The organism is Streptomyces sp. NPDC048257, from assembly GCF_043201855.1.
In the GTDB taxonomy this organism is placed as follows: Bacteria; Actinomycetota; Actinomycetes; order Streptomycetales; family Streptomycetaceae; genus Streptomyces.
On record NZ_JBICZI010000042.1, the window covers coordinates 17,853 to 36,037 of the forward strand.

At 73.2% G+C, this 18,185-nt stretch carries 2 protein-coding genes; both read right to left on the bottom strand.

Going from position 1 to position 18,185, the window contains the following annotated elements; genetic code table 11:
- Positions 1 to 142: 142 nt before the first annotated feature.
- On the bottom strand, positions 143 to 15,712 hold the full coding sequence (locus ACGFZK_RS36815; RefSeq protein WP_393853192.1) for a type I polyketide synthase: 15,570 nt from the start codon (positions 15,710 to 15,712) through the stop codon (positions 143 to 145).
- 392 nt (positions 15,713 to 16,104) lie between these two features.
- Positions 16,105 to 18,185, bottom strand: a 2,081-nt coding sequence (locus ACGFZK_RS36820) for a beta-ketoacyl reductase (protein WP_393853193.1), incomplete at its 5' end; no start/stop codon positions are given.

The window sequence follows — 18,185 nt, forward strand, 5'->3', positions numbered from 1 at the left end:
CCGGTGGATCGGAAGGTGGGTGCCGGACGGGAGGACGGCCGGGAGCCGGTGGGCCGCCGCCCGGGCCGGGAGCCGGTGGGCCGCCGCCCGGGCCGGGAGCCGGTGCTCCGCACGGATCGGGCGCCCGCCGGGCCGGAGCCGGTCAGGACAGCCCCAGTTCTTCGTCGAGGAGATCGAAGATCTCGTCGGCCGTCGCGGACTGGATTTCCCGCTCTTCGGCGGCGCTGTCCTGTGCACTGTGCGTTTCATTCCACTTCGCCAGAAGGTCTCGCAGCCGGGCGGTGATGCCCGCGCGTTCGACGTCGTCGGGGCCGACCGTCGAGAGGATCGATTCGAGCTTGTCGAGTTCCGCGTGGACGGGCTGGCGGGACGGGTCGCCCTGGCCGAGGCGCTCGCCGAGGTACGCGGCGAGCGCGGTGGGAGACGGATAGTCGAAGATGAGCGTGACGGGCAGCCGGAGTCCGGAGCTCGCCGTGAGGCGGTTGCGCAGGTCGACCGCCGTGAGCGAGTCGAAGCCCAGGTCGAGGAAGCCCCGTCCGGCGTCGACGTCGTCGGGGCCCGCGTAGCCCAGGACCGCGGCCACCTGTGTGCGGACCAACTCCATCAGGGCCTGGTCGCGTTCGGCGGACGACAGTCCGGCGAGGCGCTCTTCGAGGGAGCCCGCCGGGTCGGTGCGGTGACGCGTTCCGGTGCGTACTCCGGAGTCGGCGGCCCGGCGCGCGGGAGTGCGCACCAGTCCGCGCAGCAGCGGCGGCAGTGTGCCGTCCGCGGCCTGGGCGCGCAGCGCACCCAGTTCGATCCGCATGGGTACGAGGACCGCGTCGTCCAGGGTGCGGGAGGCGTCGAACAGGGCCAGGCCCTCGTCGGGGGCGAGCGCGGCCACGCCGGAGCGGGCCATGCGGGTCAGGTCGGCGTCGTCGAGCGCGCCGGCCATGCCGTCCGTCGCCTCCCACAGGCCCCAGGCGAGGGAACTGGCGGTGAGGCCGCGGGCCGTGCGGTGCTGGGCGAGGGCGTCCAGGAAGGAGTTGGCTGCCGCGTAGTTGCCCTGGCCCGCGGCGCCGAAGCAGCCGGCGACCGAGGAGAAGAGCACGAACGCGGACAGTTCGTGGCCCTCGGTCAGCTCGTGCAGGTTCCAGGCCGCGTCGACCTTGGGCCGCAGCACGGTGTCGAGGCGCTCGGGTGTGAGGGAGTCGATGATGCCGTCGTCGAGCACACCGGCCGTGTGGACGACCGCCGTCAGCGGTCGGTCGGCCGGGATCGCGGCGAGTACGGCGGCGAGCGCGTCCCGGTCGGCCGCGTCGCACCCCGCCCAGGTCACGTCCGCGCCCGACGCGGTCAGCTCACGGGTCAGTTCACCGGCCCCGGGGGCTTCGGCCCCGCGACGGCTCAGCAGCAGCAGGTGCCGCACGCCGTGTGCGGCGACCAGGTGGCGGGCGAAGAGTCCGCCGAGGGTGCCGCTCGCACCGGTGACCAGGACCGTGCCGTCGGTGTCGATCCTCCTGACGTCGTCCTCACGGGTGGGGCCGTCGCTCTTGTCGGTGGCACCGGCCGCTGCGGTCGCGGTACGGGCGATGCGGCGCAGGCGGAAGGCGTGTGCCTCGCCGGACCGGAGGGCGAGCTGCGGCTCGTCGGTCGCGAGCGCGGCGGCCAGCGCCCCGAAGGAGGCGTCGGCGCCGTCGGTGTCGGCGAGCACGAACCGGCCGGGGTTCTCCGACTGCGCGGACCGCACGAGGCCCCACACCGGGGCGTGGGTCAGATCGGTCACGTGCTCGTCCGGTACGGCGGCCACCGCGCCCTGCGTCAGCAGCACGAGCCGCGCGCCGTCGAGCCGTTCGTCGGCCAGCCACTCCTTGACCAGGGCGAGCGCGTGGTGCGCGGCGCCCCGGGCGGTCGCCGCACGTCCGCTGCCGGAGGCCGCGGAGGACAGGGGTACGACGACGACGTCCGGCGCGGAGGTGCCCGTGGCGAGTTCCTCGCGCAGCGCCGTGAGGCCGCTGTACGCGTCGAGGCGTTCGCCGCCGACCCTGAGGTCCGGCCCGTCCTCGCCGAGTACGGCCCAGCGTTCGCCGGAGGGGATCGCACCGGAGGGGACGGGAAGCTTGGCCCACTCCACGCCGAAGAGCGACTCGTGGTGCGCTGCACGGTCCCCGCCGAGCTGCTCCACGGAGACCGGGCGCAGGATCAGGGACTCGACGGAGGCCACCGGCGCTCCGGTGGAGTCGGCCACGTCCAGGGCGACGCCGCCGGATTCGGCGGCGGTCAGCCGGACGCGGATGCCCGCCGCGCCGGCCGCGTACAGGCGTACGCCGGTCCAGGCGAAGGGCAGCCGGGCTCCTTCGCCCGGGGCGTCGGCGGACGCGCCGGGTACTCCGAGGCCGATGGCGTGCAGAGCCGCGTCGAGCAGGGCGGGGTGCACGCCGTAGGCGGCGGCGTCGCCCTCGTACTCCTCGTCGAGTGCGACCTCGGCGAACAGTTCGTCGCCGCGCCGCCAGGCGGCGCGCAGCCCCTGGAAGACCGGTCCGTAGCCGAGGCCGGCCGCGGCCGCGCCCGGGTAGAACGCGTCGGTGGGCACGGGCTCCGCGTCGGCCGGCGGCCACTGGGTCAGGTCGAAGGGGCGCGTGGGCGCGGCGGGCGCGAGAACGCCGGTGGCGTGCCGTGTCCACGGCTCTTCGGCCGGGGCCTCGGCGCGGCGGGAGTGCAGGGCCAGTGTCCGGCGCCCGGCGCCGTCCGGCGCGTCCACTGCCAGCTGGAACCGGACGGCGCCCTGGCCGGCGAGGGTGAGCGGGGCTTCGACGGCCAGCTCTTCGACGGTGGTGCAGCCGACCTGTTCACCGGCCCGCAGGGCGAGTTCGACGAAGGCCGTGCCGGGCAGCAGGACGGTGTCCATGACGGTGTGGTCGCTCAGCCAGGGGTGCGTGGACAGCGCGAGGCGTCCGGTGAGGACCAGCCCGTCGGACGCGGGCAGTGAGACGGTGGCGCCCAGCAGGGGATGGTCGGCCGAGTCGAGACCGGCCGCCATCACGTCCTCGACGGAGACGCCGACGTCGAGCCAGTAGCGCTTGCGCTGGAAGGCGTAGGTGGGCAGGTCGACTCGCTGTGCTCCGGTAGCGGAGAAGTACGCCTGCCAGTCCACGGGCACGCCCTGGACGTGGACGCGCGCCAGGGTGGCGGTGGCGGTCTCGGCCTCGGGGCGGCCGGTGCGCAGTACGGGGACGACGACGGCGTCCTCGCCGGTCACGCAGTCCTGGGCCATGGCGGAGAGCACGCCGTCGGGGCCGAGTTCGATGTACGTCGTGACGCCTGCGGCTTCCAGGGCGCGGATGCCGTCCAGGAAGCGGACGGCCTCGCGGACGTGCCGGACCCAGAAGTCGGCCGAGCTCATTTCGTCGGTGACGAGAGCGCCGGTGAGGTTCGAGACGATCGGGATGCGCGGGCTCTCGTAGACGAGGCCCTCGGCGACCTTGCGGAAGTCGGCGAGCATGCCGTCCATGTGCGGCGAGTGGAACGCGTGGCTGACCGTGAGCCGCTTCGTCTTGCGGCCGGTGAAGGACTCGGCGATCGCGACCGCGTCGGCCTCGTCGCCCGCGATCACGACCGACTGCGGACCGTTGATCGCGGCGATGCTCACCCGGTCGGTCAGCAGCGGCAGGACCTCGTCCTCCGACGCCTGGACGGCGATCATCACGCCACCGGCCGGCAGGGCCTGCATCAGCCGGCCACGAGCGGCGACCAGTTCGCCGGCGTCCTGGAGGGAGAGGACACCCGCCACGTGCGCGGCGGCGATCTCACCGATCGAGTGGCCGGCCAGGAAGTCGGGCTTCACGCCCCAGCTCTCGACGAGCCGGAACAGGGCCACCTCTACGGCGAACAGCGCGGGCTGCGTGTACGCGGTCTGGTTCACCAGATCGCCCTCGGCCGCGAACAGCACGTCCTTGAGCGGCACTTCGAGGTGCCGGTCCAGTTCGCCGCAGACCTCGTCGAGCGCGTCCGCGAAGACGGGATGCGCGCCGTACAGCTCGTGTCCCATCCCCAGCCGCTGGCTGCCCTGACCGGTGAACAGGAACGCCACCTGTCCCTCGCGGGCGGTGCCGCGCACCAGTCCCGCGGTGTCCTCGCCGCGGGCCAGGGCGTCCAGGCCGCGCAGCAGTTCCGCGCGGTCACCGGCCACCAGTGCCGCACGCTGGTCCAGGGCCGAGCGCGTGGTCGCGAGGGAGAGGCCGAGGTCGACGGCGCGCAGCCCGGGGTCGGCGTGGACGTGCGCGTGGAGCCGGCGGGCCTGGGCGCGAAGTGCGTCCTCGCCGCGGGCGGACACGATCAGGGGCACGGGCGACGGCGCCACAGCGTCCGGCGCGGGCTGCGCCTTCGCCCGGGAAGGGTCAGGCTCCGGGGCCTGTTCGATGATGGCGTGCGCGTTGGTGCCGCTGATACCGAAGGAGGAGACGCCCGCGCGGCGCGGACGACCGGTCTCGGGCCACGGGGTCTGCTCGGTGAGGAGCGAGACCGCGCCCGCCGACCAGTCCACGTGCGGGGTCGGCTGGTCGACGTGCAGGGTCTTCGGCAGCACACCGTGCCGCATCGACATGACCATCTTGATGACGCCGGCGACGCCCGACGCAGCCTGCGTGTGACCGAGGTTGGACTTCACCGAGCCGAGGAGCAGCGGCCGGTCGTCGGTGTGCTCCTGTCCGTAGGTGGCGAGGAGGGCCTGCGCCTCGATGGGGTCGCCGAGGGTGGTGCCGGTGCCGTGGGCCTCGACGGCGTCGACATGTCCGGCAGCGATGCCCGCGTTGGCGAGGGCCTGCCGGATGACGCGCTGCTGCGAGGGGCCGTTCGGCGCGGTGAGGCCGTTGCTTGCGCCGTCCTGGTTGACGGCCGAGCCGCGGACGACCGCGAGGACCTGGTGGCCGTTGCGTCGCGCATCGGAGAGCCGCTCCAGCAGGAGCATGCCCGCGCCTTCGCCCCAACCCGTACCGTCGGCCGCGGCCGCGAAGGACTTGCAGCGTCCGTCGGCGGCCAGGCCGCGCTGGCGGCTGAACTCGATGAAGGTTCCGGGCGTGAACATCACGGTGACACCGCCCGCGAGGGCGAGCGAGCACTCGCCGTTGCGCAGCGCCTGAGCCGCGAGGTGCAGGGCGACCAGCGACGAGGAGCAGGCCGTGTCGACGGTGACGGCCGGGCCCTCAAGGCCGAAGGTGTAGGCGACACGGCCCGACACGATGCTGCTGGAGCTGCCGGTGCCGAGGTAGCCCTCGACGCCGTCGGGCACGGCGTGCAGGCGCGCGCCGTAGTCGTGGTACATGACACCCGCGAAGACACCCGTCCGGCTGCCGCGCACGGAGGACGGCGCGATGCCGGCCCGTTCGAAGACCTCCCAGGTCGTCTCCAGGAGGAGCCGCTGCTGCGGGTCCATGGCGAGGGCCTCGCGCGGCGAGATCCCGAAGAAGGAGGCGTCGAACTCGGCCGCGTCGTGCAGGAATCCGCCGTCGCGGGCGTACGAGGTGCCCTGGCTCTCCGGGTCCGGGTCGTACAGCCCCTCGGTGTCCCAGCCCCTGTTCTCGGGGAGCCGTGTGATGCCGTCGGCGCCCGCCGTCAGGAGCTGCCACAGGTCCTCGGGGGTGCGTACGTCACCGGGGTAGCGGCAGCTCATGGCGACGATGGCGATGGGCTCGTCGTCGGCCACGGCCGAGAGCGGCTCGGCCACGGCGGCCGTGGTGTCGTCGCCGATCAGCTCGGCACGCAGGTGCCGGGCGAGAAGGGTCGGGTCCGGGTAGTCGAAGATCAGGGTCGCGGGCAGGCGCAGAGCGGTGGCGGCGTTCAGCCGGTTGCGCAGCTCCACCGCGGTGAGCGAGTCGAAACCGAGCTCCTTGAAGGCCCGTCCCGACTCGACGGCCGCGGGCCCGGCGTGTCCGAGGACCGCCGCGACCTGCGTACGCACCAGGTCCAGCAGCGCCCGGTCCTGCTCGGCCGCGGAGAGCCCCGCCAGCCTGCCGCGCAGCTCCGAGTCGGCGGCTCCGGCGCCGGTCGACGCGTCGACCGATCGGCGGGCCACGCCCCGTACGAGACCGCGCAGCAGCGGTGCGACGGTGCCGGCCGCGGCCTGGGCGCGCAGGGCTTCGGTGTCCACCCGCATGAGGGCCACGGAGGCGTCGGCGAGGGTGACCGCCGTGTCGAACAGGTCGAGGCCGTCGGCGGCAGTCAGCGGCGGCAGTCCGGCCCGGCGCATGCGGTTGACGTCGGCCGCGTCCAGGGCGCCGGCCATGCCATCGGCCACGGACCACAGGCCCCAGGCCGTCGAGGTCGCGGGGAGCCCGTGGGCGCGGCGGTGCTGGGCGAGGGCGTCCAGGAAGGAGTTGGCGGCGGCGTAGTTGCCCTGCCCGGGGCCGCCGAAGAGGCCGGAGGTGGAGGAGAAGAGCACGAAGGCGGAGAGGTCGAGGCCCCGGGTCAGCTCGTGCAGGTTCCAGGCCGCGTCGACCTTGGGCCGCAGCACCGCGGAGAGCCGGTCGGGAGTCAGCGAGGAGATGATGCCGTCGTCGAGGACTCCGGCCGTGTGGACGACGGCGGTCAGCGGGTGCTCGGCGGGAATGTCCGCGAGCAGTGCTGCGAGCGCGTCCCGGTCGGCCACGTCGCACGCCGCCCACGTGGCCCGGGTGCCCGACTCGGACAGCTCGGCGACGAGTTCGGCCGCGCCGGGGGCGCCGGCCCCGCGCCTGCCGACGAGGAGCAGCCGCTCCACGCCGTGTTCGGCGGCGAGGTGCCGGGCGACGAGACCGCCCAGCGCTCCGGTGGCTCCGGTGATCAGCACCGTGCCGCCGGGCTTGAAGGCCGGTGTCCGGGCGGACTCGTCCTGCTGGGTCTCGACCCGGGCGAGCCGGGGCACGAGGACGGCTCCGGCGCGCAGCGCGAACCGCTCCTCGTCGGAGGTGAGCGCTGCCCGCAGGGCCTGGTCACTCCGGTCGTGGCCGTCGGTGTCGGCGAGGGCGATCCTTCCGGGGTTCTCCGTCTGCGCGGACCGCAGCAGGCCCCACACGGTGGCGGCGGCGAGATCGGTCACGTCTTCGGCGGGGTCCGCGGCCACCGCGCCGCGGGTGACGAACACCAGGCGTGCAGCGGCGAACCGCTCGTCCGCAAGCCAGGCCTGGGTGAGCGCCAGCGCGTCGTGCGCGGCGCTGTGCACGGCCGCCGCCGAGACGCCGCGGGGCGCGGCCGCGAGTTCGACGACCACCTCGTCCGGTACGGCCGCTCCGGCGTCGATCGCGGCGGCGAGCGCCGTCAGGTCCTGGTAGCGGTCCGCGGTGGTTCCGGTGTCGCCGCCGAGGAACGCGTACCGGACGGCCGGGGCCGCGGCCGGAGCGCCGAGGCCCGGCAGCTCGGTCCACTGCTGACGGAACACGGACTCGTGGTACGTGGCACGAGCGGCCCGGAGCTGATCGGCGGTCACCGGGCGCAGCCCGAGCGACTCGACGGCCGCGACCGGTGTGCCCGAGGCGTCCGCGATCTCCAGACGGACGCCCTCGGCACCCGCCGGAGCGAGGTGGACACGCAGTGCGGCAGCCCCGCCCGCGTGCAGCGACACTCCGGTCCAGGCGAAGGGAAGCCTCCCCTGGCCGTCGTCGGCACCGAGGCCGCCCAGCCCGATGGCGTGCAGTGCCGCATCGAGCAGGGCCGGGTGCAGGCCGAACCGGCGCGCCTCGTCCTCGGCGCCCTCGGGCAGCCTGACCTCGGCGTAGATCTCGCCGTCGAGCTGCCAGGCCGTACGCAGGCCACGGAAGGTGGGGCCGTAGGAGAAACCGATGCCGTCGAGCTCGTCGTACCGCCCGTCGAGCTCCACTTCGACGGCGCCCGCCGGGGGCCAGGCCGCCAGGTCGAAGGCAGCCGGGGGCCGCCCGCCTTCGGCGAGTACACCGCCCGCATGCCGCGTCCAGGGCTCCTCGACCGGCAGACCTTCGGCCCGGGAGTGCAGGGCGAACGGCCGTCGGCCGGACTCGTCGGCGGCACCGACCCACACGCGCAGCTGGACGCCGCCGTGCTCGGGCAGGACGAGGGGCGCTTCGAGGGTCAGTTCTTCCAGGTAGTCGCAGCCGACCTGGTCGCCGGCGCGGGTGGCGAGCTCGACGAAGGCCGTACCCGGCAGCAGGACGCTGCCGAGGATGGCGTGGTCGGCGAGCCAGGGGTGGGTGGAGAGCGCGAGTCGCCCGGCGAACACCATGCCGTCGGACTCGGGCAGGGCGACACCCGCACTGAGCAGCGGGTGCGCGGTGTCGTCGAGCCCGATCGCCTCGACGTCGCCGAGGTAGAGGGAGGAGACGGCCGGCCAGTAGCGCTGGCGCTGGAAGGGGTAGGTGGGGAGGTCGACGCGCTGGGCGCCGGTCCCGGAGAAATACGTCTGCCAGTCGACGGGAATGCCATGGGCGTGAGCCGTGGCGAGGGCAGTGGTGACCGTCTCGGCTTCGGGACGTGCCTTGCGGAGTACGGGGATGAAGACGGACTCCTCGCCGCTCACGCACTCCTGGGCCAGGGCGGACAGAACACCGTCGGGACCCAGCTCGACGTACTTGGTGACACCCGCAGCCTCCAGCGTGCGGATGCCATCGAGGAAACGGACGGCCTCACGGACGTGCCGGACCCAGAACTCGGCCGAGCCCATCTCGTCGAAGATCAGGGTCCCGGTGAGGTTCGAGACCACGGGGATCCGCGGAGTCTCGTAGGTGAGGCTCTCGGCGATCTCGCGGAAGGCGTCGAGCATGCCGTCCATGTGCGGCGAATGGAAGGCGTGGCTGACCGTGAGCCGCTTCGTCTTGCGGCCGGTGAAGGACTCGGCGATCGCCACCGCCTCGGCCTCGTCACCCGCGACCACGACCGACTGCGGACCGTTGATCGCGGCGATGCTCACACGGTCGGTGAGCAGCGGCAGGACCTCGTCCTCCGACGCCTGAACGGCGATCATCACACCGCCGCCCGGCAGCGCCTGCATGAGCCGGCCGCGGGCGGAGACCAGCGTGCACGCATCGTCGAGGGACAGCACCCCGGCCACATGCGCGGCCGCGATCTCACCGATCGAATGACCCGCCAGGAAGTCCGGCTTCACACCCCACGACTCCACCAGCCGGAACAACGCCACCTCAACCGCGAACAACGCAGGCTGCGTATACACGGTCTCGTCCAGCGCAGCACCATCCGCCCCGAACAGCACATCCTTCAACGGCACTTCGAGGTGCGCGTCCACGTGTGCGCAGACCGCGTCCAGCGCGTCCGCGAAGACGGGATACGCCTCGTACAGCTCCCGGCCCATTCCCAGCCGCTGACTCCCCTGCCCCGTGAACAGGAACGCCAGCTTCCCGGCGACCGGTGAGCCCTCTACCAGTCCGGCCGCCGAGCCGCCGTCCGCCAGCGCCTCAAGACCGGCCAGCAGCCCCTCACGGTCGGCGGCGACCACGGCTGCGCGCCGCTCGAACGCCGAGCGGCCGACCGCCAGGGAGAGTCCGAGGTCGGCGGGGCTCAGTTCGGGGTTCAGGTCCGCGTGGGCGTGCAGTCGGCGTGCCTGGTCGCGCAGTGCGTCGCGGCTCTTCGCCGAGAGGAGCCACGGCTGCGGGCTGGCGGCCCGTGCGGGCGTGGACGCCACGGGCGGGACGGACGTCACGGCTTCCGGGGCCTGTTCGATGATGGTGTGGGCGTTGGTACCACTGATGCCGAACGACGAGACGCCCGCCCGGCGCGGACGCCCGGTCTCGGGCCACTCCACGGCATCGGCCAGCAGGGCGACATCGCCTGCCGACCAGTCCACGTGCGGGGTCGGCTCGTCGACGTGCAGGGTCTTCGGCAGCAGGCCGTGCTGCATGGCGAGGACCATCTTCATGACACCGGCGACACCGGCGGCGGCCTGCGTGTGACCGAGGTTCGACTTGATCGAGCCGAGCAGCAGCGGCCGATCGGCCGGGCGGTCCTGACCGTACGTGGCGAGGAGTGCCTGCGCCTCGATCGGGTCGCCGAGCTTCGTACCCGTGCCGTGGGCCTCGACGGCGTCGACGTCCGTGGCCGTCAGTCCGCCGCTGGCGAGGGCCTGGCGGATGACGCGCTGCTGGGACGGGCCGTTGGGGGCGGTGAGGCCGTTGCTGGCGCCGTCCTGGTTGATGGCCGAGCCCCGGACGATCGCCAGGACCGGATGGCCGTTGCGCTGTGCGTCGGAGAGCCTCTCGACGAGGAGCATGCCGACGCCCTCGCCCCAGCCCGTACCGTCCGCAGCCGCCGCGAACGCCTTGATACGGCCGTCTTCCGCGAGCCCGCGCTGACGGCTGAAGTCGACGAAGGATGCGGGCGTGGACATGACGGTCACGCCGCCGGCCAGGGCCATGCTGCACTCGCCCTGGCGCAGGGCCTGGATCGCCCAGTGCAGGGCGACCAGCGAGGACGAGCACGCCGTGTCGACCGTGACGGCCGGGCCCTCCAGACCGAGGACGTAGGAGACGCGGCCGGAGACCACGCTCGCTGCGTTGCCCGTGCCGAGGAAGCCCTCGACACCGTCGGGCGCGGCCAGGATGACGTTGAGATAGTCCTGTCCGTTGGTGCCCGTGAAGACGCCGATCTGTTCGCCGCGCACGGTGGCGGGGTCGATTCCGGCACGCTCGAAGGCCTCCCAGGAGGTTTCGAGCAGCAGGCGCTGCTGCGGGTCCATGGCGAGGGCCTCGCGCGGCGAGATCCCGAAGAACCCGGGATCGAAGTCGGTGGCACCGGCGAGGAAGCCGCCCTCGCGGACGTAGCTGGTGTTCTCGGCGGCGGACTCGGGGTCGTACAGCCCGTCGAGGTCCCAGCCGCGGTCGCCGGGGAACCCCGAGATCGCGTCACGGCCGGTGGCGAGCAGCTGCCAGAGGTCTTCCGGGGTCTGTACGCCGCCGGGGAAGCGGCAGGTCATCGCGACGATCGCGATGGGGTCGTCGTCGGTGGCGGCACCCGGGCCGGCAGGGGTGCCGGCGGCGGGGCCCGTCGCCTGCGAGCCGAGCAGTTCGCCCTGCAGGAAGGCGGCCAGGGAGAGCGAGTTGGGGTAGTCGAAGATCAGTGTCGCCGGCAGGCTCAGGCCGGTCCGGGAGGTGAGGAGGTTGCGGATCTCCACCGCGGTGAGCGAGTCGAAGCCGAGGTCCCGGAAGGCACTGCCCGGGTCGACGGACTCGGGTCCGGCGTAGCCGAGTACGGCCGCGACCTGGGTGCGTACGAACTCCAGGGCGAGCTGATCGCGTTCACCGGCGGGGGCGTCGGCCAGCTGCCGCGCGAACGTGTCGGCGGTGCCGCCGGACCCTGCGGACGCCTCGGCGCCGGCGAGGGCGTGCACGGCCTCGGGAAGGTCGGCGATCAGCGGGCAGGGGCGTATGGCGGTGAGGCCGGGGGCCAGGCGCTCCCAGTCGATGTCGGCGACGAGCGAAGCGGTCTCGTCCAGAGTGAGCGCCCTGTGCAGTGCTGCCAGGGCCAGTTCGGGCGCGAGGGCGGGTAGTCCGGCCAGCCGCAGGCGTTCGGCGACGAGTTCGTCGGTGGCCATGCCGCCTTCGGCCCAGGCGCCCCAGGCCAGCACGGTGGCGGGCAGGCCGTCGGCGCGGCGCTGCTCGGCGAGAGCGTCCAGGAAGGCGTTCGCGGCAGCATAGTTGGCCTGTCCGGCGGCGCCGAAGGCGGCGGCGACGGACGAGAAGAGGACGAACGCGGAGAGGTCCAGGTCGCGGGTCAGCTCGTGCAGGACCTGTGCCGCGTGGGCCTTGGGGCGCAGGACCCCCGCGAGGCGCTGCGGCGTCTGGGCGTCCAGGACGCCGTCGTCGAGCACGCCGGCGGCGTGGACGACGGTGGTCAGCGGGTGCGCGGCCGGAAGGGTGGCGAGCAGGGCCGAGACGGCGTCGCGGTCGGCGACGTCGCAGGCGGCAATGGTGACCTCGGCGCCCAGTTCGCGCAGTTCGGCGGCGAGCGCGTCGGCTCCTTCGGCTTCCGGGCCGCGCCTGCTGACCAGGAGCAGGTGCTCCGCCCCGGTTCGGGCGAGCCAGCGGGCGACATGGCGGCCGAGTGCGCCCGTGCCACCGGTGATGAGAGCCGTGCCGGTGGTGGCCCACTCGGCGGCGGCGGGGCGCTCGTCCCGGGTGGCGCGGGCCAGCCTGCGGACGAAGACGCCGGTGGAGCGTACGGCGAGGTGGTCCTCGGTGCCGAGTCCGCCGAGGACGTCGGCGAGCCGGCCCGTGGCCCGGTCGTCGGGGGTCCGGGGCAGGTCGACGAGACCGCCCCAGCGCACGGGCAGTTCGAGGGAGGCGGTGCGGCCGAGGCCCCAGACCTGCGCCTGGGCGACGCTGGAGAGCCGGTCGGTGCGGCCGGTGGAGACCGCGCCGCATGTGGCGGCCCACAGCGGGGCTTCCACGCCCGCGTCGCCGAGCGCCTGGATGAGGGCGGCCGTGGCGGCGAGCCCGGCGGGCAGCGCCGGGTCCGCGGGGTGTGGCCGCTCGTCCAGGGCGAGCAGCGAGAACACGCCGACGAGCGGTTCGGTGCCCGCGAGGGGAGAGTCGGTGGCGGCGGAGAGGGCGAGGGCTTCGCCGATCCGCTGGGCGGTGGCGGCACGGTCGTCGAGGGTCGCGTCGAGCGCGACGGTGCTCACGGTGACGCCGCGCGCTGTCAGGGCCTGCTCGGCGGCAACGGTCCAGGGGGCGTCGGCGTGCTCGGTGGGTACGACCAGGAGCCAGTGCCCGGAGAGGGACGTGGGCGTGGCGTCCGTCAGCGGCTTCCAGGTGACGCGGTAGCGCCAGCCGTCCACGGTGTCACGGTCGCGGTGGCGGCGGTGCCAGGCGGAGAGCGCGGGCAGCACGCTGCTGAGGGGCTCATCGCCGCCGACCCCGAGGGTGTCGGCGAGCGCGGCGAGGTCCTCGCTGTCGACGACTTCCCAGAACTTGGCGTCCGTGGCGCTGAGTTCGCGGCCGTCGGCGGATTCGGCCAGGTCGGTGAAGGGGTCGCGGGGCCAGTACAGCTCGCGCTGGAAGGCGTAGGTGGGCAGCTCGATCCGGTGTGCCCCGGTGCCGGAGAAGCGGGCGGCCCAGTCCGGGGAGAGGCCGCGTACATGGGCACCGGCTACGGCTGCGGTCAGCGACGACGCCTCGGGGCGGCCGGTACGCAGCGCGGGAAGGAAGGCGGCCGCGCGGGGGCCGGTCGCGGTCTGACAGTCCTGGCCGAGGGCGGACAGGACTCCGCCGGGGCCGAGTTCGATGTAGGTGGTGACGCCGCGGCTCTCGAGCCAGCGGATTCCGTCGAGGAAGCGGACGGCTTCGCGGACGTGCCGGACCCAGAAGTCGGGTGAGCTCATCTCGTCGGAGACGAGGGCTCCGGTGAGGTGGGAGACGATCGGGATGCGAGGCGTCTCGTACGAGAGTCCCTGGGCGACCCGGCGGAAGGCGTCGAGCATGCCGTCCATGTGCGGCGAATGGAAGGCGTGACTGACCGTCAGCTTCTTGGTCTTGCGGCCCTGGGTTTCGAAAGCCTCCGCGATGGAGACCGCATCGGCTTGGTCACCGGCGACGACGACCGACCGGGGGCCGTTGATGGCAGCCATGCTCACCCGGTCGGTGAGCAGCGGCAGGACCTCGTCCTCCGACGCCTCGACGGCGATCATCACGCCACCGCCCGGCAGCGCCTGCATCAGCCGCCCACGAGCCTCGACCAGGGTGCAGGCGTCCTCCAGCGAGAACACCCCGGCCACGTGCGCGGCCGCGATCTCACCGATCGAATGACCGGCCAGGAAGTCCGGCTTCAGACCCCAGCTCTCCACCAGCCGGAACAACGCCACCTCAACCGCGAAGAGAGCCGGCTGCGTGTACGCGGTCTCGTCCAGCGCGGCGCTGTCGGTCCCGAACAGCACGTCCTTGAGCGGCAGTTCCATCCGCTCACACACCGCGTCCAGGGCCCGCGCGAAGACGGGGTACGCCTCGTACAGCTCACGACCCATGCCGAGCCGCTGGCTCCCCTGCCCGGTGAAGAGGAAGGCCAGCTTGCCGTCCGTGGCGCTTCCTTCGACCACATCGGCGCAGGGGCGTCCTTCCGCCAGCGCCGCGAGCCCCGACAGCAGGCTGTCGCGGTCGTCGGCGACGACGGCCGCGCGACGGTCCAGCGCTGCCCGGGTGAGGGCCTGGGAGAAGGCGAGATCGGCGATGCCGAGGCCGGGGTGGGCCGCGAGGTGGGCGTGCAGCGCGGCGGCCTGGGCGCGCAGGGCGGTCTCGGTCCGGCCGGACAGGACGACCGGGAGGACGCCGGGCGGGTTCGCACGGCCGGCGGCCGGTTCGTTCTGCGTCGTACCGGCGTCGGCCTGCCGGCCGGCGACGGACTCCTGCGCGCTCTCCAGGATGATGTGGGCGTTGGTGCCGCTCATGCCGAACGACGAGACGCCGATCCGGCGCGGCCGGTCGCTGCGGGGCCAGGGCCGCGCCTCGGTGAGCAGGGACACCTCGCCCGCCGACCAGTCCACGTGCGGGGTCGGCTCGTCCACGTGCAGGGTGCGCGGCAGCACGCCGTGGCGCATCGCCATGACGCTCTTGATGACGCCCGCGACACCGGCTGCGGCCTGCGCGTGACCGATGTTGGTCTTGAGCGAACCCAGCCACAGCGGCCGCCCGTCGGGGCGGTCCTGGCCGTAGGTGGCGATGAGCGCCTGCGCCTCGATCGGGTCGCCGAGGCCGGTGCCCGTGCCGTGGGCCTCGACCGCGTCGACCTGGTCGGGGGTGAGCCTGGCGTTGGACAGCGCCTGAAGGATGACGCGCTGCTGGGACGGGCCGTTGGGCGCGGTCAGGCCGTTGCTGGCGCCGTCCTGGTTGACGGCGGAGCCACGGACCACAGCCAGGACGGGATGGCCCTTGCGGCGCGCGTCGGAGAGCCGCTCGACCAGCAGGATGCCGACGCCCTCGGCGAGGCTGAATCCGTCGGCGTCGGGCGAGAACGCCTTGCAGCGTCCGTCGGTGGCCAGTCCGCGCTGCTTGCTGTAGTCGATGAACGTGCCGGGAGCCGACATCAGCGTCGCACCGCCCGCGAGGGCGAGCGAGCACTCGCCGTTGCGCAGCGCTTGTACGGCCAGGTGCAGGGCGACCGAGGACGACGAGCAGGCGGTGTCGACGGTGACGGCAGGGCCTTCGAGACCGAAGGTGTACGAAAGCCGGCCCGAGGCGACACTCGCCGCGTTGCCGGTACCGAGGTAGCCCTCCACGTTCTCGGACGAGCTCAGCAGCGCCGTCAGGTAGTCGTGGTTGCTGGTGCCGACGAAGACACCGACCTGCTTGCCGCGCATCGACGTCGGGTCGATCCCGGCGCGCTCGAACGCCTCCCACGAGGTCTCCAGCAGCAGCCGCTGCTGCGGGTCCATGGCGAGGGCCTCGCGCGGCGAGATGCCGAAGAGCGACGGGTCGAAGCGGGCGAAGTCCTGGACGAAGCCACCCTGGTTGGCGTAGCTGGTGCCGGGGTGCTCGGGATCCGGGTGGTAGACCGTCTCCATGTCCCAGCCGCGGTCGGCGGGGAAACCGGAGATGGCGTCCCCACCGTCGACGACGAGCTGCCACAGCTCCTCGGGCGAGGTCACACCGCCGGGGTAGCGGCAGCCCATGCCGACGATGGCGATGGGGTCCTGATTCTTCGCCTCGACGTCGCGCAGCCGCTGACGCGTCTGATGCAGATCCGCTGTCACCAGCTTCAGGTAGTCCCGCAGCGTCTCTTCATTCGCCATTTAACGCAACCACCCATTTGCAGCAGACGGCATCGGAAAACTGTGTACATAAAGCCGAGAATTACATCGGGTATACAGCCGCTTCTCTTCTTGACCGAATCGACTGCTCAGCGGCAGGCTATTCGCCGCTCAATCCCCACGACAACCCCTAACTGCCCCCTACGCACCCCTGAGTGGGAAGGTGCGACAGGGGGCAGTGAGCCCTGCGGGAATTGCCAAGGGGGGGCTGACTATCCTGTTCCAATGATCGGCACGCCGTCAATAACCGTATCCATTCGATGCCCGGTTATGCGGATAGTGGATTATCTGGCTGCCCGGGTGGCCGGTTGCTCGCGTCCCGGTGCCGGACGTCTGGTTGCCGGATCACGCGGCCGCCCGGGGACCGCCTGTGGTCAGGCGCGGCCGAGTCCCTTGTTGATGAAGGCGAACAGCTCTTCGTCGCTCGCCTCCTGGAGCTGCTCGACGTCGTCCAGCACGCCGTCTGCCGACCCTGCGCCGACGCCCGTACCGGAGCTGTCGGCCGTGGCCGGCCGCGCCGCCGCGCCCGAGCGGTCCTCGCTCTCGTTCCACTTCGCCAGGAGCGACTGGAGCCGCATGGTCACTCGGGCACGCACGACGTTGTCGGCAGTGCCCCGCTCCAGTACGGCTTCGAGCTTGTCGAGCTCCTCCAGCAGCGGTGCGCCGCCCGCGGCCGCGTCGGGCACGATCCCGGCGCGCAGGAAGGCGGCGACGGCAGCGGGGGTCGGGTGGTCGAAGACCAGGCTGGCGGGCAGCTTCAGACCGCTCACCGCGCCGAGCCGGTTGCGCAGTTCGACCGAGGTGAGCGAGTCGAAGCCGAGCTCCTTGAACGCCCGGCCCGCCTCGACGGCGGCCAGGTCGGCGTGGCCGAGGACGGCGGCGACAGCCGTACGGACCAGGTCGAGCAGCAGCCGCTCCTGTTCGACCTCGGGCAGCCCGGCGAGTTGCTGCGTGAGCGGTACTCCCCCGGCCAGGTCGTCGGCGGACTCCCGCTCCGCGCTCTCGATGATGCGCCGGGCCTCGGGAAGCTCCAGGAGCAGCGGCCGGTCCCGGTCCGCGGTGAAGGCGAGAGTGAACCGCTTCCAGTCCATGTCGGCGACGGTCAGGGTCGTTTCGTCACGGTCCAGCGCGTGCTGGAGCGAGACGAGGGTCCGCTCGGGCGACATCGCGACGATGCCGTGGCGGCGCATCCGGTCGCCCGCCGCGCTGTCGTCGCCGTCCGCACTGCCCCACGGCCCCCAGGCGATGGAGGTGGCGGGCAGTCCGGCCGCCCGGCGGTACTCGGCGAAGGCGTCCAGGTACGCGTTTCCGGGTGCCTGGTTGCCCTGGCCGGGAGCGCCGAAGGTGGCGGCGAAGGACGAGAAGAGGACGAACGCCGACAGGTCCAGGTCACGGGTGAGCTCGTGGAGGGTGAGGGTCGCGTCGATCTTGACGCGCAGAACGGCCTCCACCTGCTCCGGAGTCAGCGTCTCGATGACCCCGTCGTCCACGACCGCCGCGGCATGGACCACCGCCGTGAGGGGCTGATCGGCGGGGATCGCGTCGATGAGGGTGGTGACGGCGTCGCGGTCGGCCATGTCGCAGGCGGCGAGGGTGACCTGGGCGCCGAGGGCGGTGAGTTCGTCGCGGAGTTCGGCGGCTCCGGGCGCGTCGGGGCCTCGGCGGCTGGTGAGGAGCAGGTGCTCGGCGCCGTTCCCGGCGAGCCAGCGGGCCACGTGCGCGCCCAGCGCGCCCGTACCGCCGGTGACGAGGGTGGTGCCCTGCGGGCGCCACTCCCGTGCGGGGGCGGTGTCCGCGAGGGGTGCGTGGACCAGACGGCGGCCGAAGAGACCCGAAGCGCGCAGCGCCACCTGGTCCTCGGAGCCGTCACCGGCCAGAACACCCGCAAGACGTTCGAGCGTACGGCCGTCGAGATCGGCGGGAAGGTCGAGCAGGCCTCCCCAACGGCCGCCCTGTTCCATGGAGGCGACCCGCCCGAGACCCCAGACGAGCGCCTGCGCGGGGTCGGCCACCTGCTCGGAACGGCCGGTGGCGACAGCGCCGCGCGTGACGCACCACAGGGGTGCGGCCACATCGACGTCACCGAGCGCCTGGGACAGGGCGAGTTCGGCGGTGAAGGCGCCCTCACCGGCGAGGGCGAGGAGGGACAGGACGCCGGCCGGGACGGCCCCGCCCGTCTCGGCCTTGAGCGTGGCGGCGAGCCGGTCACGATCGGCCGCGTCGGCCGCGACGGTCACGGTACGGACCTCGGCGCCACGGTCGGCGAGCGTCCGCAGGACAGCAGCCGTCCACTCATCACCCGAGCCGCCGGACAGCGAGCCGGTCAGGGCCTCGGGGACGACGACCAGCCACGTGCCCGGCAGGCGAGCCGGGGAAGGGTCTGCAATCCGCTTCCAGGTGACGCGGTAGCGCCAGCCGTCCACGGTCGAATGCTCACGACTCTGCCGACGCCACG

Excerpts from the sequence above, each read along its gene's own strand:
- ACGFZK_RS36815 (WP_393853192.1), bottom strand. The coding sequence starts at position 15,712 with ATGGCGAATGAAGAGACGCTGCGGGACTACCTGAAGCTGGTGACAGCG.